This window comes from Sphingobacterium paludis (assembly GCF_004364125.1).
GTDB classification, from domain to species: domain Bacteria; phylum Bacteroidota; class Bacteroidia; order Sphingobacteriales; family Sphingobacteriaceae; genus Sphingobacterium; species Sphingobacterium paludis.
This window is the reverse complement of record NZ_SNZV01000002.1, coordinates 379,435-400,066: the sequence shown is the minus strand read 5'-3', so window position 1 is coordinate 400,066 and position 20,632 is coordinate 379,435. Positions and strand designations below refer to the sequence as shown.

Genomic DNA, 20,632 nt, shown 5'->3' with positions numbered 1-20,632 from the left:
TCTAATCGGGCTTCGCCCAAACATAAGCAAAATTATCTTTCAATACATAATATTCAACATGCGCAGAATCGGCCTTTTCACACAACACGCTAATGGCGTTCTCCGAGTTGGAACCGTCTAAAATAAGGAATGTTCCCCGACGTATGGAGGATAAGATACACGCGTCACTTTTTCGCATATCGCGAAATAGGATCCAGGTTGTCGAATCTGGAATTGGCGAGCGTAGGTAGCCGTCCACGATTAGCATGTTACCCAAAGCGCTACTGACGGTATAGTTCCTTCCTGCCTGCCGATTTATCTGTGTAAACCGCACTTGATCCATCTTGGCATACATGAGCAAATCGGGCCAAACTTGCGTCTTCAAACTGGGGTGGTCAATCGTGTCTAAGGTCGAGATCAATGACACTCGGCCTTTGTCAATGAACGCGACGGCTAAATCACGCTTTATGTTATATACCTTTACCCCTCTAAACGTGCTGTGCGTATGAGAATAGTACGTGGAAGAGGCACTGAACAGCAAGAGAAAGACCATTGCCAGAAATAATATAAGCTTCGATCGCATACGCCACGACATGACGAAAAACAGCAGCAACAACGTCAATAGAATCATTTCAAGAAGACCCAATTGAATCCCGGAGATCACGGCCAGTGGTAATCGCTGCACGATATACAAGCCCTCTAGCATAAACTTACATACGTATACCAATCCCATTCCGATAAAGCTATTTAAAAATGCCCATGGCGAAAAACTCAATAAAATTCCTAAGTACATCAGTAAGGTGGAGGGAATTGCAATAAATAAATTTCCCAGAAGGAAGTAGGTCGGAAACTGCTGAAAGTAATAGACGGCGAATGGCGCGGTGAACAATTGGGCGCTCACCGATACCCAGATTAATTGCAGCGTAACGCGCGGCAACCAATATCGTGGCCTAATGAGGCCATTTAGTAAGGGATACAGGGTAAATAGACCAAATACCGCCATATACGACAACTGAAAACCCACGTCGAAAAGCAATAATGGATCAAAAAGAAGAAGTACAAACGCTGAGGCAAAAAGAGAGTTTAAACTGCCATACTTCCGTTTTCCCAAATTGGCAAGTAAAAGGAAAGAGATCATTAAGCCGGCACGAAGGATAGATGGAGCCATTCCAGTAAGAATCACATAACTCCATACAGCGAGCATAATAAACAGGAAACGACACAGCTTTCCATATCGTATGTTGTCCAAAAAATGGCAGATAAGGTTTAAGAGATAAAAGACGATTCCTACATGCATGCCAGAAACGCTCAAAACATGTATGGTACCCGTTTCAGAAAAGACTTGCAAGGTTTCATTATTGAAATCGCTACGGTGGCCAAAGATCAGCGCCGCACAAACCTGCAAAGCTTCCTGGTCGTAAACAACTTTTGAAAATTTCTCTTTTAATTTATGGCGTAGGTCAAGCGCTAAGCCTACCAAAAGATCTCCCCGCTCGTGACCGATAGCTTTATAATCATCGATGCGAACGTAGGCTTGGTAGTGGATATTTTTGTTTGCGCAATAGCGCTTATAGTCAAACTGCTGCGGATTATACGGGGGCGGTATCGGCTGTAAGGTATTTTTAAACGCAATTTTATCACCGTATCGAAACTCCTGTACTTCGTCGCCGCGCGCCACACTGAGCATTACTTTAGCTGATAATGGGAACCTTCGATCACCTAATTGCCCTTGTTGAAGTACTACAGGGAAGCGAATAACCTTCGCCCGCACACTGGGTTCGTCGACGATCACACCGATACAAGTTTCCAATTGATCTTGGTCAAAACTGCTCCTTTGATGTGTTGCAAGAGGTTGCGCAACAGATAGCATACCGAAAATAAGCAAGCAAACATAGAAAAGTATAGGAAATAGAAATGGATTCATCTGCTTCGTGAAGGCAACCAGGAACAACATGACCGCAACCAACAGCAAGGCGCTTCCGCTTATGATGAGCAAGAAGCTGGGCGGCATCTCCTCCATACGGCCAAGCAAGATGCCCCCAGCATAGCATAGCAAGACCCGCAGAAAGGGCATCCTTCGAAGCGCTTCGGTGAAAGACAAGCTTACCATCTGTACCGCATTTGTATTTTTACCTCCGAGCGAACGGCACCATCACTTCGATCTAAACCAGACCCCACCGTTTCAACATTCCGGTAACTGCTCACGCTATAACGTGCCCAAAAGTCCACTTGCTTCGTCATCCGGTAACGTAGGTTTGCATACGATCTCCAGCCTTTTCCGTTGTATAACGGGAAAGAACTAGCGTACAGCACATCGTTTTCGAAGGCATACAGCCGAGCATCGTAGGAGTCTGTATGAAACATCGCCATCCGCATGTTAAGGTGAAAGGGCAATTTTTGAGGTGTCCAAAAAACATCCTGAAAAAACAGCGTTCCTCGATCAAAGCGATATTCTTTCTGGAAAGACACGGTCTCACATCGCGACCGAATTTCCCAGTGTCTGCTTAGTTTGTATTGAAAATTTAAACGTACCTGATGCCGCCATATATCAGCCAGCAGGCGTTCAGGTCTAGGATCGGGACTATTCTCTTGCTTCACTCGGTACCGATAGCGCAGTGCTATGTTTCCTTTCTTGTACCACGAGTAGGTAAACTGCGAAAAGATATCAAAGCCAGCACTAGGGGCGTCCACACGGTAGCGCAACCAAGGAAAACGAAAAATATCTACGTAACTGACCCAGTCTACCTTCCTAGCAAGGCGGTAAGAAATGCCGGAATAAACTCCGCGTTCGTTGGTTACCCTACTTCCTTCGCCTAGGGCTTGGCTAAGCGGTGCATAATATCCTTTTTGGTAATTACGATAGTTGGCAAAAACAGAGACTTTGGGGTGCAGGCTTGCTATGATCCCGTTTATTGTCGCCCAATCACCATCTATTTGGTACGCGTATTCCCCAAAAAAATATGCATTACGCAGGGTAAACTGGTAGTTCACGGCGACATTAGTACTTTGCTGCCCACGGAAACTATACAGGTTGCGCAAACCTGCTGCAGGAACGATGGTACCATTGTAACGGCTGTAAAGCGCAACGGCCCCGAGACGCAAACGCCGTCGATTGTAGTAAACATTGGCACCCGTAACCAGTTGTCGGACTTGATGCCGGTTGCGCAATTCTGTCGGTGTGCGATGCAGTCCCGTTAACGAAATAGAACGAATTTCGGTGCCACCTTCTGTTTCTACTACCGATCCAGAGAGGTGGCGCAGCGAAGCAAATGGTGTAATCTCCACATCTCTCCAACGCAAAGTGGCAGCCACGCCACGTAGAAAGTTAAACTCGTTCATGGATGTATAGGGACGAATGGTAGCTGCATGACGCGCGCTCGTCGTAATCATAGCACCCTTGCCAAAACTTAAGCCATTCCATGCAACTAACCCCTGCCCAACCTGCAACGCATAATCGCCAATAATTAATTCCTTCAAGGTTGTCTCGCCTTTCACATACAAGCTTGCTCCGTAATGATCAAAGCCAAATTGCTGTTGCTCACGAAAAAAAGGTTCTCCGGCGTCCTTTTTCATGTTGACGGCCAGCATAACCTTATCGGCCATGTTTAAGCGGTAGCGAACCATATATCGGTTTGGATCTCCCAAATACCTAGACCGGTTCGCATCCTCGATAGTGTAGCCTAGTTGCTCTTCGAGCACTCGCCCATAACGAAGTATTGCCTCCTGATCGGTTTTGCCACGGAGCTCTTTCCACGTCAAATCCCGAAAATTACCTCGCGGACGAACCGTCACAAAAGGGAGTAGCATCTCTGCTGTTTGTAGATCAAGTTCTTCTACAGCCTGCAATTCTACAACCGACAAAAAAGCGCCCGTGGAATGGCGATGTTTAATTATTCCCAAGACCTGAAGTGGGCTTAAAAATAAAAGATCGCGCAGTTCCTTGCCATCGGTGGTATTCAAATCGATCTTATGTTTTAGGTAAAAACGAAGCAGCTCGGTAAATTCACTCAGATCAACTTCTTGATCCAAGTTATCCAGAATTTGCTCCACAATCTCTTGCTCCATCGTTATCTCCGAAAAAACCTGACCGGCTGATTCAAATACCCACATAAAGAAGCATACAGTTAATATGGAAGCTTTAAAACACATAGGACATTGATAAAGGTAGCGGTGAAAGAAAAATGGATAGCATGATTGATGAGAGATCATCAAGCGGAGACATGAGTATATATGTCAAATTTGCCACATAAAGAGGCAACTTCGATGCTAGGGAACGATGGTTGGAGAAGGCAAACGCGAAGAATGTTAACCCAACCTGCGAGATGGCTGCTTTGGCTCGCCTGATTATTTCTGACCGCTTCACATGCTGTTGAAGAGCAGCTCGGCCTACACCACGGGGGTGAGTTGATGTATTACCTGCCGAATTATCCTGCGATGCAAAGATCTCCTCGTATGTCGAGCCGACAACGCCCGCCCCCAAATAAAGAGGGAAAGAAAACTGTTGAGCAGATAACCGACGGGTAATTACTCGGAGAAGTAACACCTTGATTATCATAATTCACTATAATTGATGCTTAAAGATAAAATAAATTTTCTAAAAAAAGCATAAATTGCGATAAAAATTTAATCAAGTAAAATCAAGCTGTCATGTAGCATGTGGAAGCGCTAGAAGTATGCCCAGTGCAATAGCACGTGGGGCGATAGCGAGGGCGAGAACAAAAAAAGGGGTCGAAGATGGCTATGGCCATACAAAGTAAAAAGGCTGCTCATCGTTACATGAAGCAGCCTTTTTTATAGTATTAAAGTAGACTTATCCGTTTGACAAAGCTGCAGCTCCAGAAACAATCTCCGAAAGCTCGGTTGTGATTGCAGCTTGGCGAGCCTGGTTGTAGGAAAGTTTTAGCGATTTGAGTAAATCGCCAGCATTTTCAGTCGCTTTATCCATGGCCGTCATACGCGCTCCATGCTCGGAAGCATTGGAATCTAGAACCGCCTTATACAATTGCGTTTTGATAGCTTTTGGAATCAGCTCTTCGATAATTTTTTCTTTCGATGGTTCGATAATATAATCTACTTCGGCATTGGATTTCTCCACTTCCGCTGTCTCTTGAGGAACCAAAGGCAATAGTTGTTCTGCTGTCAAAATTTGGACAGCAGCATTGCGGAACTCGTTGTAAACAACCTCTACACGATCGATATTTCCAGCTTTGTATTCCTTCATTACATATTCTGTAACCTGTGATACATTCAGGAAGTTAAGATCACTATACAAGTCATTATAGTTGCCAATGACATTAAAACCACGTTTTTGAAAGAAATCGTGACCACGTTTACCAATAGCGATGATGCTTAAGTTGCCTCGGGCATGCTGCTCCGCATACTTGCTAAAAATCAAGTTATTAGCTGTTTTTATTGCATTAGCATTGAAAGCACCGGCTAGACCTCTATTTGATGTCAACACAATAACCAATACCTTTGTGGGGATACGGTCTTGCGTATAGGGAGAGTCATTTCCTTCCACAGAAGCGGAAACTTGCGCTAAAATATCTCTTAGCTTATTGGCATACGGACGTAACTGTACTATAGCATTTGTCGCACGCTTCAATTTCGCGGCCGCCACCATTTTCATGGCCTTGGTGATTTGTTGCGTCGAGCTTACCGAGCTAATCCGGTTTCTAACTTCTTTTAAATTTGCCATATACTAGTGTCGATTTGAGCTTCGCGCATGGTCCATACAGATTATGCACCACGCGCTACACCCCTATCTGATTAATATTTTGCTGCTAACTCTTTAGCTACTTTATCTAACACATCCGTCAATTCATCGCTGAATTTTCCTGCTTTCAAGCCGGCCAACACTTCTGGATGACGTTGCTCTAGTTGCGTTAAATACTCTTCTTCAAATTTACGAACATCCTTCACCGGTACAGAACGGAACAAACCTTTTGTACCTGCGTAGATAATCGCCACTTGTTTCTCTACCGCTACTGGCGAATATTGGCCTTGTTTCAATATTTCAACGTTACGAATACCTTTATCAAGAACCGCTTTGGTAGCTGCATCTAGGTCAGAACCAAACTTAGCGAAAGCTTCTAACTCACGGAACTGCGCCTGATCCAATTTTAATGTACCAGAAACCTTTTTCATTGATTTGATCTGCGCGTTACCACCTACACGCGATACCGAGATACCTACGTTGATCGCTGGGCGGATACCTGCGTTGAACAAGTTGGATTCCAAGAAAATCTGACCATCCGTAATCGAGATTACGTTCGTAGGAATATAAGCTGATACGTCACCTGCTTGGGTCTCGATAATCGGAAGCGCTGTCAATGAACCACCGCCTTTTACCAAGTGCTTGATTGACTCAGGGAGGTCATTCATATTGCGCGCGATATCATCAGAAGAGTTGATTTTCGCAGCTCTCTCCAATAGGCGAGAGTGCAAGTAAAACACGTCTCCTGGGTATGCTTCACGTCCTGGAGGACGACGTAACAACAAGGAAACTTCACGGTATGCTACGGCTTGTTTTGATAAATCATCATAGACGATCAACGCCGGACGACCTGTGTCACGGAAAAATTCTCCGATTGCAGCACCTGACATTGGTGCATAGAATTGCAACGGTGCAGGATCTGCAGCAGAAGCCGCAACAACAACCGTATAGGCCATGGCTCCTTTTTCTTCCAATACGCGAACGATATTGGCTACTGTAGAATTTTTCTGACCAACTGCAACATATATACAGAATACAGGATGACCTGCATCATAAAACTCTTTTTGGTTCAAAATGGTATCAATACATACCGCAGTTTTACCTGTCTGACGGTCACCGATGACAAGCTCCCGCTGACCACGTCCTACAGGGATCATCGCGTCAATTGCTTTGATACCTGTCTGTAATGGCTCCGTTACGGGCTGACGATAGATTACACCTGGCGCTTTACGCTCAATAGGCATCTCGTACGTTTCGCCTGCTATAGGTCCTTTACCATCGATAGGCTGGCCTAATGTGTTCACCACGCGACCCAACATACCTTCACCAACCTTGATAGATGCGATGCGTTTTGTACGTTTTACGGTATCACCTTCTTTGATTTCGTCTGAAGATCCTAAAAGTACAACACCCGCGTTGTCTTCTTCCAAGTTCAATACGATACCTTCTAATCCGTTATCAAATTCAACCAACTCACCGGACTGAACTTTAGTTAAGCCGTAAATACGAGCAATACCGTCACCCACAGTAAGTACGGTACCCACTTCCTCGAGTTCGGCTTCTGATTTAAAGCTTGACAATTGCTCTCTAAGAATTGCCGAAACTTCATCTGGTCTTACCTCTATCATTGTTATTAGTATAAGGGGTTTTTGATTTTATTTTTTATCCAAAAGTCAATGCGAATTAAACGCCTTGACTTACAAAATATTTTTCCAATTTATTCAATTTACCGGCTATCGTTGCGTCGATCTGTCTGTCGCCAACAAGAAGTTTGAAACCACCGATCACGGAAGCATCTACCTTGTTCTTGAGCAATACCTGCGCGTTGATTTCTTGAGAAATCTTTGCCTGTAAATCATTCAGATTTTTTTCCGATAATTTCGTTGCCGAAATAACAGTCGCATTAACGATACCTTTCAATTGGTTGTATTCGCGAATAAATTCCTGAGCGATATCAACTAGAATATTACCACGCCCCTTGCTTACTAATACATTGAAAAAGGATACGATCAAGGGGTTCACCTTTCCATCGAAAAGGGCCTGTAAAATACTCCGCTTTTTATCTGCACTAATGATAGGGTTTTTTAGAACTGTCTGAATTCCCGTATTGGACTTCAAAACGACAACGATTTGATCGATATCGGCTTTAACAGCGTCTAAATTACCTTGCTCCTGGGCTAGTTCAAGAAGTGATTTTGCATATCTGGAGGCAACTGTAAAAATTGACATGTTATTAAATTATCGTTGATGAGCTCGCTACGCTCGGTTTAAAAAGTAAAAATTGAAAAATAAAAAAGCCTAATTGCTTTTCAATCTTAGTTTAATTTAACATCCTTCAACAAGTCTGCAACAAACGCTTCTTGCTTGCCTTGGTCTTGAAATTCTTTTGTCAATACCTTACGCGCAATATCCAAAGATAAAGAAGAAACTTGGTTCTTAACTTCAGCTAATGCTAAGTTCTTTTGCTCTTCGATTTCCTGCTTCGCTTGTTCCAAGATTTTCTTCGCAGAATCTTGCGCTTCGTGCTTTGCCTCAGAAACGATTTTATCTTTCAGTTCTTTCGCTTCTTTCAAAATCTCATCTCTCTCTGCACGCGCCTCTTTTAATAGTTGCTCATTCTCATTGGTTAAACGAGCCATCTCCAATTTAGCCTTCTCCGCAGAAGCCAAAGCATCAGAAATACCTTTCTCGCGTTCTTCCAAAGCATTGATGATTGGCTTCCATGCAAATTTACCCAAGATAAAGATCACGATCAATAAAATGATAATTTGCCAAAAGAACAAACCATACGAGAACTGATTAATTAATGCATCCATTGTATAATAGTATAAATGATAATATTTCTATTTTTTGTCTTTTAAAAAAGCACCTTTGCAACCAACCGTTGCAAAGGATGCCTTGTACTGTACATTGGTTTATTTACCTAAGATTAAAGCACCGAATGCTAAACCTTCTACTAGGGCACCAATGATGATCATAGCAGTTTGAATTTTAGATGCTGCTTCTGGTTGACGAGCGATAGCTTCCATAGCTGAACCACCGATTTTACCTAAACCTAAACCTGCACCGATTACGATTAAACCTGCTCCAATTAAGTTGTACATAGTAATGAATTTATAATATAAAATTTAACAAAAAATGCTTAGTGATGAGCGTGCTCCTCGACAGCCATCCCGATAAACAACGAAGACAACATAGTGAAGATAAACGCCTGTAAAAAGGCAACCAACAATTCCAAGAAGGTCAAGATTAATGTCAATACCAAAGAGACACCAATACTACCTGGCACAGTCAGTTGCTGTTGAAATAAATATACGATTGCGATAAGTCCCATCACCACGGAGTGACCCGCAGTAATGTTGGCAAACAAACGTAGCATAAGCGAAAAAGGCTTCGTAAACATACCCAACACTTCGATAGGTGCGAGTACAAATTTGAATGGAACAGGAACACCTGGCATCCAAAAAATATGCTTCCAGTAGTCTTTGTTCGCCTTGAAATTCGTAATTAAAAATGTGAAAAGGGCTAAACACAAAGTGACCGAAATATTCCCTGTAACGTTAAACCCAAGTGGAGTTAAGCCCAATAAGTTCAAAACAAAGATTAAGAAAAATACCGATAAAAGATACGGCATGAATTCTTTGTACCGGTGACCGATGTTAGGCATAGCCATTTCATCGCGAACATAAAGTACCAAAGGCTCTAGTGCACGACCCATCCCTTTCGGAAGGGCATTCGGACCTTTCTTATACGTTCCTGCTAAGCTAATAAAACCCCAAAATAACAACGCTGCCGCAAGGAATAAACCTACTACGTTTTTTGTGATCGAAAAGTCTAAAGGTTTTGCATTTGTAGCATGGTGATGCTCATCAAAGGTTAACGTTCCAGCAGCATCCGTTTTGTAGATCTTGCCGTGGTGTAGCTTGTAAAATTGACCGTTCTTCTCAACTACAGACTCTCCATGGTGAAATTCTCCAGACGAAAAAACCTGAAGACCTCCGTCAATCAAGATAACCGGCAACGGAAAACCATAGTGCTTCCCAGCTTTTTTATCCGTAAACAACGAAAAATAATAATCGTCCTCCAAGTGATGCTGACTGTATTCCTGAATTTCCTCCGCTTGGGATTTAGACGCTTCTTCATGATGCGCTTCTTCTGCGGCACGAAGTGCGGTAAACGGGGCAACAGCAAAGAAGATTACTGTAAAAAATAAAAGTGCTCTCTTAAGACTCACCATTTCGATTTACTATTGAATGATAAAAAATTTTGCGCAAAAATACAACTTTATTTGGCATTTGTTAACAAATGTTAGAACTTTTTATAGATTTACTTTTCAACAACCTTTACTCCTTGATTCACAAGCTTATAAGCCACCAAAATATCATATAATAAAAAGATAAAAAACACCACCAAAAAGTTCAATTCTAAAAAGTCGTTTTCGAATAAATTGAGGCCGGATCGAATAAACAAATAGCTCGCGATAGCCTTTACCAGAATACAGCCCAGAAATACGAAACTCAGATAATTTGGAAAAGCAAAATCTGCTAATAACAGGAGGACGGTAACCGCCAGTGAAGCTCCAAAAAAGAACAGATACATGCCCGTCAGGGAAAAATCAGTTTGTAGCCAATACGAATCAACTCCCAGATTTTGTAAGATTAATGTATGAAGGCCATAACTTACTCCTGCTAACAGCAACAGAAAAATACCGAAACGCACATACTTATTCATTCTTGTTCAAATAATTGACCTGTCTTATAAATTGATACATGGATACGACAACACCCAACATGGTTAGCCCTTTCATCCACCACTCTCCTTCCACCGAATAGCGCTCGTCCAACCAGCCGCCCAATCGATAAAACAGATAAATTGTTACGCCCATTTGTATGGGCATAGAAGTAAAGACCAACCATTTGTTCTTCGCGTTACTTCCCTTTTTTTCTTCCATTTTCCCTCGGCAACTAAAAGGACTCAAAGATAGGATTTAATATGCAGAAACTATCCTGCACACTCCGGCTTTTCCCACTTTCCTTTAAAAAGAAAGTAAAAAACTAGCCTGCAGCAAGTTCGAGCATCTTTTGTCCAATTTTAATATCCGGATAGTCGAATTCTGCCCCCAAGATCACTTTCAGTTCAGAAGAAGACTTATCTGGATTTTGGCGGATGACATCCATTATCCTCTCAAGCTTTTCTTCGGCGATAAGATCTGTCGCTTCCACCTCCGTTCCCACGTAATTGATCAAATGTCCATAAATGGTGCCTACCACCATATCCCTCTTCTTCGCAATATCTTCGATGCTTAGCCCGTCCATAAACATATCCAGCGAAATAGCCTTCGTGTCTTTTACCGCATCATCGTCAGCCGCGGATTTCACCTCGCTATCCTTTGTCTTTTCCTTGGCATGGAGTGAGTCTACAACCTGCGACAAATCACCCTCCTGCGTTAATATGTCAGCGATGGTAAGACAATGCGCTAGCTGCTCTTTTTTACGTCTAAAATCCAACAACAGCGAACGTAACTCTTCAACATACTTTTTGGTGCGTTTTTTCACTTTCCACGCTTCAATATGTTCCTGCATGGCGATCAAAACATCGTTATCAAATTTCGGAAGAAACCAAGCCACAGCAGACTGTGTGCGTTCGCAAATCTTACCGTAGTCTAGTTGCGCCTTATCGCGCAGCATAGCATATAACTGTGTGATGAATTTATTGGCCACTTTTTCCTGTTCACGTAAGGCGCCTGCCACGCCGTTCAACACGAGAAGGGCCGCATCCTTGCTATCAATATTTCGTTTTGCCAAGGATTCGCTCAACTCATCTACGCCCTCAACCAGGGTTGTCCAGCGAAAACTTTGTAAAAGGATTTGCCCAAGATAGTGCCGCTGACATAACTCCAACATTTTTGCTACTTCATCTCCTGGGCGCATACGCTTCATAAAGTCAACCACCTGAAAATCTGTACGAATGGAATGATGTGGGATTTTGGACTTCAAAACCAATCCTTCAAGCCCTGTGAGCCGGCTGAGTGCGACATAAACCTGACCTGCAGCAAACGATGTACCTGCATCGATAACCGCCCGATCAAAAGTTAAGCCCTGACTTTTGTGGATCGTAATCGCCCAAGCCAAACGCAGCGGAAATTGGGAGAAAGTCCCCATTACCTCCTCTTCGATCTTATCTTCCCCTTTATTGTAATTATAACGAATATTTTCCCAGGTTTCCCGGCGAACTGTGACATCCTCTGAGCCATCCTGAAAAGAAACAACAACTTGATGCTTATCCAAATGCAACTCCTTCACCGTCCCGATCTTTCCATTGAAAAACTTCCGATCCTCGCCGGTATCGTTTTTAATAAACATCACCTGCGCACCAATTTTAAGAGGAAGCACCTCTTCGGCAGGATACGATGATTGCTGAAATTCATCTTTAACCACCGCTTTGACATTATGCATAGTGCCGCTTAATTTCATGAGCTGCTCTTGGTTAATGCCTTCTGCCAGCTTATTATGTGAGGTTAGTGTAATAAACTGCTCACCATCTTCGGGAGAGAACTGCTCGCGATAATGCGCATTTAAATAATCCAGATCCGCTTGTGAGCACTCATTATTTCGGATATTATTTAACAAACCAATAAAGTCGCTATCGTTTTGCCGGTATATTTTGTTTAGCTCTAGGAGCACTGGCGGATGTTCGCGCAACACTTTCGCATCAAAAAAGAACGGGCTGCTGTAGTGCTGCCGCAACACTTGCCACTCATGGTCACGCACCACGGGCGGCAGCTGATAGAGGTCGCCGATGAACAACATCTGCACCCCACCAAATGGACGCATATCGCGCCGTACCGATTTTAAAATCACATCGATAGCATCCAGCGTGTCTGCACGAACCATCGACACCTCGTCAATCACCAAGAGTTCAAGCTCCTGCAAAATAGCACGGCGCTGTTTGGTCAATTTGATGGTTGAAAAAAGCCGGCTTTTGTTGTAGATATGGCTATCCTGTTCGTCCCATTTCAGCGTATAGTCTTCGATAAACACACCGAACGGCAGCCAGAATAAAGCATGTAAGGTTGTGCCTCCCGCATTCATCGCTGCAACACCGGTAGGCGCCGTTATCGCCATTTTCTTATATGAATTGTCTCGGATATATTTTAAAAAGGTGGTTTTACCTGTTCCGGCCTTCCCCGTTAGAAATAAATGCTGATTGGTTTGATTAACGAAAGAAACGGCCTGCATAAAGGCCACATTTTTACCGTCAACTTCTGTATGTCCCATGAATTTACTCCCTGATTATTGATGAACCACAAAGATAGCAATATCTATCTGTTCAGCCGAAGGTCGCAATCGATATGCTGTAGAAAGACATCGTATCCATACTCTACAATGCACGCATAATCCATTTAGCATCGAAAAAAAACGCTCAAACATGCTTTTTTTTGGTGTAATTTCAGAAAACTATTAACTTCACCACAAATACTTAAAACATGGCAGAACATATGGAGAAAGGCGAATTATTTAGCCAGATTGAAGAAAAACTAAAAACAGAAGGTTTCGAAATTGACAATATCGATCAAACAAGACCTTGGGGTGGCTTTTTCGTTATTAATGAAGACCAAGCGCAGCAATTCGCAGATCAGTACTTCGACGGATTAGATGTGCAAGGCTTAAAAATATCTGGCAAGCTAAGCCCTAAAATACTAGTTGTCGCTCCCAACAAACGTTTATCATGGCAATACCACCACCGTCGGGCAGAAATTTGGCGCGTCACACAAGGTGAAGTGGGGGTCGTAACGAGCAATACGGATGAAGAGAATGAGCTGAAAAGACTTACCGTGGGTGAATTCATTCGGTTGTCGCAAGGCGAAAGACATCGTCTGATCGGACTAGAAGGATATGGCGTGGTGGCTGAAATTTGGCAACATACCGATAGCGAGAATCCATCTGACGAAAGCGACATCGTGCGTGTACAAGACGATTTCGGTAGATAGTTGTTATTCTGAACTGGGGTAAGATCAAGTGTTTTAAAAAGCACGGAATAAAAAAATGCGTCATCGCGAGTAAGCATGACGCATTTTTACAGGGCAAGACCGGTTAACGTCGCCTGGCTCCTTATGCCTTACGAAACATGCTTTTGAGTGAATCCAAAAGTGTGGGTTTAGCAATGCCAACGCCTAGTCCGTAGGCGCTGCGCCCAATTTCCGCGTATTTATCACGCAGCGAAGGTATTTCGGAAACGGGCACCTCAACATTGGACAATGGAACAAATTCAATATCGGCTACAGCCCCGTACCGTTCTATCTTCTTTTTAATCGTATATTTAAACAGCTCGTATTCGACGGCCAATTGCTTATTAGTTACTTCATCTCGTACATCAATAGGCTTGTCCGAGCGTATATTGATTTGATACTTTTCTGACTCAAACGATTGCCAAAAGCTCACATCTTTCTGCACGTAGTCGCGCAAATTTTGTTTCAAGATACTTGCGTCGTAGAATTTTAGATACTTCCGCCCGTCACTCGTTATGTAATAAGGCTTCTCAATCGTAGCCGTGTACTCCGTAATAAAGAGGTTATCGGTTTTATCATCATGCACTACGGTAATCGTAGCATCTTTGAAAATATCGCGCTTATCGTTTCCACCATCAGGTTCCACGATGTCCATGCAGCTAAAGACGAAGTTATTGGTATGGTCTACAATAGCTTTCTTATTGGTGTTCTTGAAATACCTGCGCATAGCATTCGCACGGTTGTACCTATACGTTGTTTTCAATGTGATAAATCCTACATCGTTTTTGACTTCAAACAGAATTTGATCAAAAATGGAAAAACCAGGCGATTTATACCCTTTGCGCTGCTGCATGGTGCTTTCCGGCTTTATTTCTAAATAATTTAAGAAACTGATGAACGACCTATTTTCCAAGGAGCCATATTCATCACGCGAGGTCGCATCCACAAAATAATCCACATTTTGATGAGCGATCTTCAGGATAACATGGTTGAAATTAAAAAGCGAAGGCAGGTACTTGTTGACGTAAAAGTCTGCATTAAAATTTACCAAGACAATGCTACACTCTACACCAAGGTATTGCAGGATGCTCTTAAGAAGTATTGTTTTGGCTTTGCAATCTCCTTGCTTAAACGCATAGGTAACCCAAGGGTCCTGGGGCTTGTGTCCGTGCATCTCGTCCTCGTTGTACAGATAGCGCACACTGTTTTGCACGTACTCAATGGCGAACTGTATCTTAGCGTCCAGATCGTTCAGCGCATCCAGCCTCGTCACCAATTCTGGCGCATATTCGTCGAGCGATTTTGTTGCTAACGCGGTTTGGTAGTAAGCGTACACCAATTGCATCAACTCTTCGTAATTACGATCCGTTGCAAAATCGATAAAGGGATATACCTCCCGGTTGATATCTACTGCGTTTATATAATCGGTGAAGCCAAGTGAAAACGTTTCGCCGGGACCGATCAAGCCCTCCTCAATAGGCAACAGCTCGCCAAGGTCGTCACGGAAATATAGCTTCTTAAACCGTATAGGATCTTGACGTTTATTAATCAAATCAAACTCGTATTTGCCATACGCCCAATACACGTCCGGACTAAACCATATATATTTAATCAGCGCCTTCCGTAGAAAATCCTTTTCTGTAAAATGAACAACGCGGGTATCTTCCACGATCATAATATCGTGGAGACGAATGTCTTTGATGACGATATTCACTTTTTTTGAACTATTTAAAACACCATCTATACTTTGTGTTTCATTATCTAATACCTTGAAGGTTGTATCCGGCAACTTATCAATCAGCACACCTTCTCGCAACACTGCTATACGATGAAATTCGATATGCTCGGCTTGATACAACACAAATTCATTCACCGACGCAAAATCGAGTGTACCAGGTTGCTGAACACTATAAGCCATAAAATTGTATTCCGCATTCTGGATATCATCGGTATACTGAACCTTTCGTAAGAAATAACAGTAGTCTCTGCCATCATCATACTGCCGCTGAGAAAAGTCTGTTTCGACAATCTGCGAAAGCAACTGTTCGTCGGTGACCGTTTCCACCCAAGCTGCGGGCGGCACAATTTTATATTTCTCCCGTGATTCCTGTTCCATAAAAATCGCTTTTGTTAAATATAAGTAAAAGCGTAACGCAGTAGAAAAAAATAGTTGCTAAAATACTTGATTTTGGCAAAAAATAGCAATTTTCAGGGATCCTGTGTTTTTGTGTCTAGCCGTGCTGCTTTTTTTCCTATTTTTGTTTCGAAAAATAAACCATCATAACGTTAATGACGACTTATAACGAAGACAGTATACGATCGCTGGATTGGAAAGAGCATATCCGCCTACGTCCTGGTATGTATATTGGAAAATTAGGAGATGGCTCGGCCTACGACGATGGCATCTATGTGTTATTGAAAGAAATTGTTGATAATTCCATCGATGAGTTTGTAATGGGAGCGGGCAAAACAATAGACATTACGGTTCATGAAAATAAAGTTGCCGTCCGTGACTACGGTCGTGGTATTCCAATAGGGTCGGTAGTGGATGTGGTTTCCAAAATAAACACCGGTGGTAAATATGATAGCAAAGCGTTTCAAAAATCCGTAGGTTTAAATGGTGTTGGTACGAAAGCCGTTAACGCCCTTTCTAGCCAATTTGTTGTGCAGTCTTACCGTCAAGGTGTAACGCGCATTGCGCAATTCAGTTGTGGCGAGCTCGTCAGCGACGACCAAAAGGATACGTCGCAGCGCAATGGCACCGCCACCAGTTTCTACCCAGATGAATCTATATTCCGCAACTACAAATTTCGTACAGAGTTTGTAGAAAATATGATCTGGAATTATGTGTTTCTCAACTCGGGATTAACCATAAATTTTAATGGGCAGAAGTACATCTCCGAAAACGGTCTCAAAGATCTTTTGGAAAGAAACATTGATACCGAATCGATGCGCTACCCGATTGTTCACCTGAAGGGCGAAGATATAGAAATTGCTTTAACGCACGGCCAACAATACGGCGAAGAATATTACTCCTTTGTCAATGGGCAACACACCACGCAGGGAGGTACACATCAAGCCTCTTTTCGCGAGGCGCTCGTTAAGACCGTTCGGGAGTTCTATAAAAAAGAATTTGACGCAGCAGATATTCGCTCGTCCATTATCGGTGCTATCGCCATAAAAGTGCAGGAGCCTGTTTTCGAATCGCAGACAAAAACAAAGTTAGGCTCGCAAAGCATTGGTCCCGATGGACCGACGGTACGTACCTTTATCAATGATTTTATCAAAAAGGCGCTTGACGATTACCTACACAAAAATCAAGATACCGCAGACGCACTGTTGAAGCGCATATTGCAATCTGAGCGAGAGAGAAAGGACATTGCAGGCATCAAAAAACTTGCGAATGAGCGGGCTAAGAAAGCCTCTTTGCACAATAGAAAGCTTCGTGATTGCAAGGTTCATTTCAATGATAAAAGTGACCGAAATCAGGAAACGACACTTTTTATCACCGAGGGTGACTCCGCCAGTGGTTCCATTACCAAGTCTCGTGATGTACAAACACAGGCTGTATTTAGTCTGAAAGGAAAACCCTTAAATTCGTACGGCATGTCTAAAAAGATTGTCTATGAAAATGAGGAATTTAACTTATTGCAACACGCGCTAAATATTGAAGACGGAATTGATGGGCTACGCTATAACAACATCGTTGTAGCAACCGATGCCGATGTGGATGGCATGCACATTCGTTTGCTGTTATTGACCTTTTTCCTTCAGTTTTTTCCGGACTTAGTAAAAGCCGGTCATGTTTCTATCTTGCAGACGCCGCTATTCCGGGTACGAAACAAAAAGGAAACCATCTATTGCTATTCCGACGAAGAACGGCAAAGGGCCATCGCCAAATTAGGTGGCAAGCCAGAGATCACACGATTCAAAGGTTTGGGCGAGATCTCACCGTCAGAATTTGGACTATTTATCGGAAAGGATATTCGTCTTGATCCCGTCATTCTATCAAAAGACAATAAGCTTCCGCAATTACTGGAATACTACATGGGAAAAAACACCCCTGATCGTCAAAAACATATCGTAGAAAACCTCCGGATAGAAGTAGATTTAGAAGAAGAACTAGCAAACGCTGCTGTAGCATCATAAACCTATAGCGCAAGCATCCAACACATATGCACAGCCAAACCCTTATTCTCATTCAATGCCAGGACGCTGTCGGGCTAGTTGCGAGCATCGCACAAATTATTGCTAAACATCAGCTCAATATCGTGACGATGCGAGAGTTCGTGGACGAGGAAAATAAAAAATTCTTTCTTCGGGTAGTCTGTAGCGGCGTCCCTGCCGCCCCGATCGCCCTACAGCAAAATCTATATGCAGATTTGCCTGCCCATGCATTGGTAACAATAAACCCCGACAGGCAAAAAAAGCTGGTTGTGCTCGTTACCAAAGAGCATCACTGTCTAGCAGATATCTTGGTGCGTCATTTCTTTCAAACGCTAAATGCCGACGTGAAAGCGGTAGTGGGAAATTACGATACATTGAAAGACTTTACCGAAAAATTTGACATTCCTTATTACGTGGTTTCCCACGAACATAAAACGAAAGAGCAATTCGAGACCGAGCTTGCCGCTACCATCGAGCCCTTCAATCCGGATTACATCGTCCTCGCTAAGTTTATGCGTATCCTTTCGCCAAGTTTCGTTTCCCGGTTTGAGAACAAGTTGATTAATATTCACCATTCGTTTCTACCCGCTTTTATCGGTGCCAGCCCTTATCGGCAGGCTTACAAAAGAGGCGTCAAAATCATTGGTGCTACCGCGCATTTTGTCACCAACGATCTGGATGAAGGCCCCATTATTGTACAGCGTACAAAGTCCATCAATCATAGTTATGATGTGCCAAACTTGGTCACTGCCGGAAAAGAAATCGAAAAGGCTGTCCTCAGCCATGCCATACAATTATTGATGGAAGATCGAGTCATGCTGCAAGGCAACAAGACCGTTGTTTTTGAGTAGTGCGCATAACAAGTACACATGGCCAGAATCTTGCTGCAAAAACGTAAGACGAACAAAATGACTGATATCATTTTTTACTAAGGGCTCCATTATTTTATAGCTACCCATATTTGCCTTACTTCGCAGGTATATTATAGCTATATGAAACATGGTTTCCACATCCCAGTATTAGGACTGGCTTTTTCCATAGACACTCCACTTAAGGTCGCCAAATTCGGCATCAATTCTGTCATCTCGATCGTTGACGATGAGCTGATCGAACGGATGCGTTTGTATTATCTGGAGAAGAATAATATGCCTTCGCAGCCCATTTCAAAAAAGGAACAGGACTATCGTGCAAAAAGAATCACCGCTTATCTTGATATGATCCAGTATTTAGTGGATGCTGATTTAAAGCGTATGCAGGAGGAGCGCTTTGGCACAGGATCGGACTTAGACCGTTATTTCCAATTGTTACCGAACGACAGCCCAGAAAGACAAGCCTACTTGGATTTGCTCAACAACAAAGCCGGTGCAACACAGACCCAACTTATCGATTACCTCAAAAACAGCCTGCAGCCGGGCGATATTGATGTCAATATCATGTCAAAGGTAGATAAGATAAACGTCGATGGGCTGGGTATGCCATTGGAAGATCGTTATTCTGATGCCGCAGCAGCCCTGCGAGGATTTGCGAACGCTACATTGCGCTCCTCCGTTATCCTTTCTGCAGGCATGAACCCTAGGCTGTACAACTACCTCGCCGAGATTCCGGCGTTCCTGCCAAACGAATTAGGAGCATTCGATAAAAAAATCACGCTCAAGGTTTCGGATTTCCGATCAGCGCATATACAAGCAAAGTATTTGGCAAAAAAAGGGCTATGGGTTTCTGAATTTCGCATAGAGTCTGGGCTGAACTGTGGCGGCCATGCTTTTGCAACGGATGGTTATTTATTAGGGCCTATACTGGAGGAGTTTAAACAGCGGAAAGACCAGCTTATTGATGAATTGTGGAGCATTTATCGACAGGCTTTACAGGCTAAAAAAGAGCAACTATTCCCAGTTCCTAGCGTGCGCTTTACCGTACAGGGCGGCATTGGTACGGCTGATGAACAATCATTTTTAGTAAAACATTATGGTTTTGATAGCGCCGGTTGGGGATCGCCCTTTCTATTGGTTCCAGAAGCAACTACGGTTGATAGCGGAACATTGAAAGCACTTGCGGAAGCGAAAAAAGAAGATTTTTACCTAAGCGATGCTTCGCCGCTTGGTGTGCCATTTAACAATTTCAGGGGAAGTACAGCGGAACAGGAGCGTTTGGAACGCATTCGAGCAGGCCGTCCCGGGAGTCCCTGCACCAAGAAATATTTAATTTCCAACACCGAATTTTCCGATGCAGCCGTTTGTACCGCCTCACGCGTTTATCAACACGCCAAAATAAAGGAATTGGAAACAAAGCAACTATCTGCAGACGCTTATCAGCAAGCTTTTGATAGCATAACGGAAAAAACCTGCCTCTGCGATGGCCTAGCCACGTCGGCATACTTAACGTACGAGATTCGCAAAGCGAAGGAAAGTAGTGCGGTAGCCATATGCCCAGGACCCAACACTGCCTATTTTAAAGATACATACTCCCTTCAACAGATGGTGGATCACATCTACGGACGCGTCCCTCTCGACCTTCCGCAGAGACCTCACATGTTTATCAATGAACTACAATTGTACGTAGATTATTTACGTGCCTACATGCGAGAAGCAGCACACGATGCCAAGAAGGTAAAATTTGCGGAGAAATTTAAAGCACAATTAGTTGCTGGAATAGCCTATTATCGTACACGAGCCGAAAAGCTCAGCGAGTTTGGTTTCCTAAACTTACCGACCTTTCTATCCGGACTCACGGCATGCGAAAAGCAACTTTTGAAGCGCTAAAAC

The 20,632-nt window shown here is 43.2% G+C and carries 17 protein-coding genes; 4 read left to right on the top strand and 13 right to left on the bottom strand.

Going from position 1 to position 20,632, the window contains the following annotated elements; genetic code table 11:
• Position 1: 1 nt before the first annotated feature.
• The 12 genes from B0I21_RS04610 to B0I21_RS04555 form a co-directional block, all read right to left on the bottom strand.
• Entirely contained in the window at positions 2-2,089 is a 2,088-nt protein-coding gene (locus B0I21_RS04610; RefSeq protein WP_133639288.1) for a ComEC/Rec2 family competence protein, read from the bottom strand.
• Positions 2,083-4,089: a helix-hairpin-helix domain-containing protein gene (locus B0I21_RS04605; protein WP_166637771.1), complete on the bottom strand. Its 2,007-nt coding sequence runs from the start codon at positions 4,087-4,089 to the stop codon at positions 2,083-2,085. The genes B0I21_RS04610 and B0I21_RS04605 overlap by 7 nt, the downstream gene beginning before the upstream one ends.
• A gap of 28 nt (positions 4,090-4,117) precedes the next feature.
• On the bottom strand, positions 4,118-4,534 hold the full coding sequence (locus tag B0I21_RS04600; RefSeq protein WP_133639286.1) for a hypothetical protein: 417 nt from the start codon (positions 4,532-4,534) through the stop codon (positions 4,118-4,120).
• A gap of 255 nt (positions 4,535-4,789) precedes the next feature.
• Complete coding sequence (gene atpG, locus B0I21_RS04595; RefSeq protein WP_133639285.1) at positions 4,790-5,677, bottom strand: ATP synthase F1 subunit gamma; 888 nt, start codon at positions 5,675-5,677, stop codon at positions 4,790-4,792.
• Positions 5,678-5,748: 71 nt separating this feature from the next.
• Positions 5,749-7,323 carry a F0F1 ATP synthase subunit alpha gene (atpA, locus tag B0I21_RS04590; protein WP_133639284.1) on the bottom strand — a complete coding sequence of 525 codons (1,575 nt, stop codon included), beginning with the start codon at positions 7,321-7,323 and terminating at the stop codon, positions 5,749-5,751.
• 55 nt (positions 7,324-7,378) lie between these two features.
• A complete protein-coding gene (locus B0I21_RS04585) occupies positions 7,379-7,924 on the bottom strand; it encodes a F0F1 ATP synthase subunit delta (RefSeq protein WP_133639283.1) in 546 nt (181 codons plus the stop codon).
• A gap of 86 nt (positions 7,925-8,010) precedes the next feature.
• A complete protein-coding gene (locus B0I21_RS04580; RefSeq protein ID WP_133639282.1) occupies positions 8,011-8,511 on the bottom strand; it encodes a F0F1 ATP synthase subunit B in 501 nt (166 codons plus the stop codon).
• A gap of 99 nt (positions 8,512-8,610) precedes the next feature.
• Positions 8,611-8,799 (bottom strand): ATP synthase F0 subunit C, encoded by a 189-nt coding sequence (atpE, locus tag B0I21_RS04575; protein WP_028070619.1) that lies wholly within the window; start codon positions 8,797-8,799, stop codon positions 8,611-8,613.
• A gap of 38 nt (positions 8,800-8,837) precedes the next feature.
• The gene (gene atpB / locus B0I21_RS04570; protein WP_133639281.1) at positions 8,838-9,932 is read right to left on the bottom strand and encodes a F0F1 ATP synthase subunit A; all 1,095 of its coding nucleotides are present in this window, start codon (positions 9,930-9,932) and stop codon (positions 8,838-8,840) included.
• 89 nt (positions 9,933-10,021) lie between these two features.
• The gene (locus B0I21_RS04565; protein WP_133639280.1) at positions 10,022-10,426 is read right to left on the bottom strand and encodes a hypothetical protein; all 405 of its coding nucleotides are present in this window, start codon (positions 10,424-10,426) and stop codon (positions 10,022-10,024) included.
• A complete protein-coding gene (locus tag B0I21_RS04560) occupies positions 10,419-10,646 on the bottom strand; it encodes an AtpZ/AtpI family protein (protein WP_133639279.1) in 228 nt (75 codons plus the stop codon). Before B0I21_RS04560 ends, B0I21_RS04565 begins: the two co-directional genes overlap by 8 nt.
• 103 nt (positions 10,647-10,749) lie before the next feature.
• Complete coding sequence (locus B0I21_RS04555) at positions 10,750-12,972, bottom strand: helix-turn-helix domain-containing protein (protein WP_133639278.1); 2,223 nt, start codon at positions 12,970-12,972, stop codon at positions 10,750-10,752.
• Positions 12,973-13,181: 209 nt separating this feature from the next.
• Here B0I21_RS04555 and B0I21_RS04550 point away from each other — a divergent pair, with 209 nt between their 5' ends.
• Positions 13,182-13,685: a cupin domain-containing protein gene (locus B0I21_RS04550; protein WP_133639277.1), complete on the top strand. Its 504-nt coding sequence runs from the start codon at positions 13,182-13,184 to the stop codon at positions 13,683-13,685.
• 121 nt (positions 13,686-13,806) lie between these two features.
• Here the strand turns inward: B0I21_RS04550 and B0I21_RS04545 are convergent, their stop codons facing one another.
• Positions 13,807-15,819, bottom strand: coding sequence for a hypothetical protein (locus tag B0I21_RS04545; RefSeq protein WP_133639276.1), 2,013 nt, complete (start codon positions 15,817-15,819; stop codon positions 13,807-13,809).
• A gap of 173 nt (positions 15,820-15,992) precedes the next feature.
• Here B0I21_RS04545 and B0I21_RS04540 point away from each other — a divergent pair, with 173 nt between their 5' ends.
• From B0I21_RS04540 to B0I21_RS04530, 3 genes are all read left to right on the top strand, one after another.
• Complete coding sequence (locus tag B0I21_RS04540) at positions 15,993-17,852, top strand: DNA topoisomerase IV subunit B (protein WP_133639275.1); 1,860 nt, start codon at positions 15,993-15,995, stop codon at positions 17,850-17,852.
• Between the two features lie 26 nt (positions 17,853-17,878).
• Entirely contained in the window at positions 17,879-18,721 is an 843-nt protein-coding gene (gene purU, locus B0I21_RS04535) for a formyltetrahydrofolate deformylase (protein ID WP_133639274.1), read from the top strand.
• A 141-nt stretch (positions 18,722-18,862) separates the two neighbouring features.
• Entirely contained in the window at positions 18,863-20,629 is a 1,767-nt protein-coding gene (locus B0I21_RS04530) for a hypothetical protein (RefSeq protein WP_133639273.1), read from the top strand.
• Positions 20,630-20,632: the final 3 nt, after the last annotated feature.

Excerpts from the sequence above, each read along its gene's own strand:
- B0I21_RS04610 (WP_133639288.1), bottom strand. The coding sequence starts at position 2,089 with ATGGTAAGCTTGTCTTTCACCGAAGCGCTTCGAAGGATGCCCTTTCTG.
- B0I21_RS04605 (WP_166637771.1), bottom strand. The coding sequence starts at position 4,089 with ATGTGGGTATTTGAATCAGCCGGTCAGGTTTTTTCGGAGATAACGATG.
- B0I21_RS04600 (WP_133639286.1), bottom strand. The coding sequence starts at position 4,534 with ATGATAATCAAGGTGTTACTTCTCCGAGTAATTACCCGTCGGTTATCT.
- atpG (WP_133639285.1), bottom strand. The coding sequence starts at position 5,677 with ATGGCAAATTTAAAAGAAGTTAGAAACCGGATTAGCTCGGTAAGCTCG.
- atpA (WP_133639284.1), bottom strand. The coding sequence starts at position 7,323 with ATGATAGAGGTAAGACCAGATGAAGTTTCGGCAATTCTTAGAGAGCAA.
- B0I21_RS04585 (WP_133639283.1), bottom strand. The coding sequence starts at position 7,924 with ATGTCAATTTTTACAGTTGCCTCCAGATATGCAAAATCACTTCTTGAA.
- B0I21_RS04580 (WP_133639282.1), bottom strand. The coding sequence starts at position 8,511 with ATGGATGCATTAATTAATCAGTTCTCGTATGGTTTGTTCTTTTGGCAA.
- atpE (WP_028070619.1), bottom strand. The coding sequence starts at position 8,799 with ATGTACAACTTAATTGGAGCAGGTTTAATCGTAATCGGTGCAGGTTTA.
- atpB (WP_133639281.1), bottom strand. The coding sequence starts at position 9,932 with ATGGTGAGTCTTAAGAGAGCACTTTTATTTTTTACAGTAATCTTCTTT.
- B0I21_RS04565 (WP_133639280.1), bottom strand. The coding sequence starts at position 10,426 with ATGAATAAGTATGTGCGTTTCGGTATTTTTCTGTTGCTGTTAGCAGGA.
- B0I21_RS04560 (WP_133639279.1), bottom strand. The coding sequence starts at position 10,646 with ATGGAAGAAAAAAAGGGAAGTAACGCGAAGAACAAATGGTTGGTCTTT.
- B0I21_RS04555 (WP_133639278.1), bottom strand. The coding sequence starts at position 12,972 with ATGGGACATACAGAAGTTGACGGTAAAAATGTGGCCTTTATGCAGGCC.
- B0I21_RS04550 (WP_133639277.1), top strand. The coding sequence starts at position 13,182 with ATGGCAGAACATATGGAGAAAGGCGAATTATTTAGCCAGATTGAAGAA.
- B0I21_RS04545 (WP_133639276.1), bottom strand. The coding sequence starts at position 15,819 with ATGGAACAGGAATCACGGGAGAAATATAAAATTGTGCCGCCCGCAGCT.
- B0I21_RS04540 (WP_133639275.1), top strand. The coding sequence starts at position 15,993 with ATGACGACTTATAACGAAGACAGTATACGATCGCTGGATTGGAAAGAG.
- purU (WP_133639274.1), top strand. The coding sequence starts at position 17,879 with ATGCACAGCCAAACCCTTATTCTCATTCAATGCCAGGACGCTGTCGGG.
- B0I21_RS04530 (WP_133639273.1), top strand. The coding sequence starts at position 18,863 with ATGAAACATGGTTTCCACATCCCAGTATTAGGACTGGCTTTTTCCATA.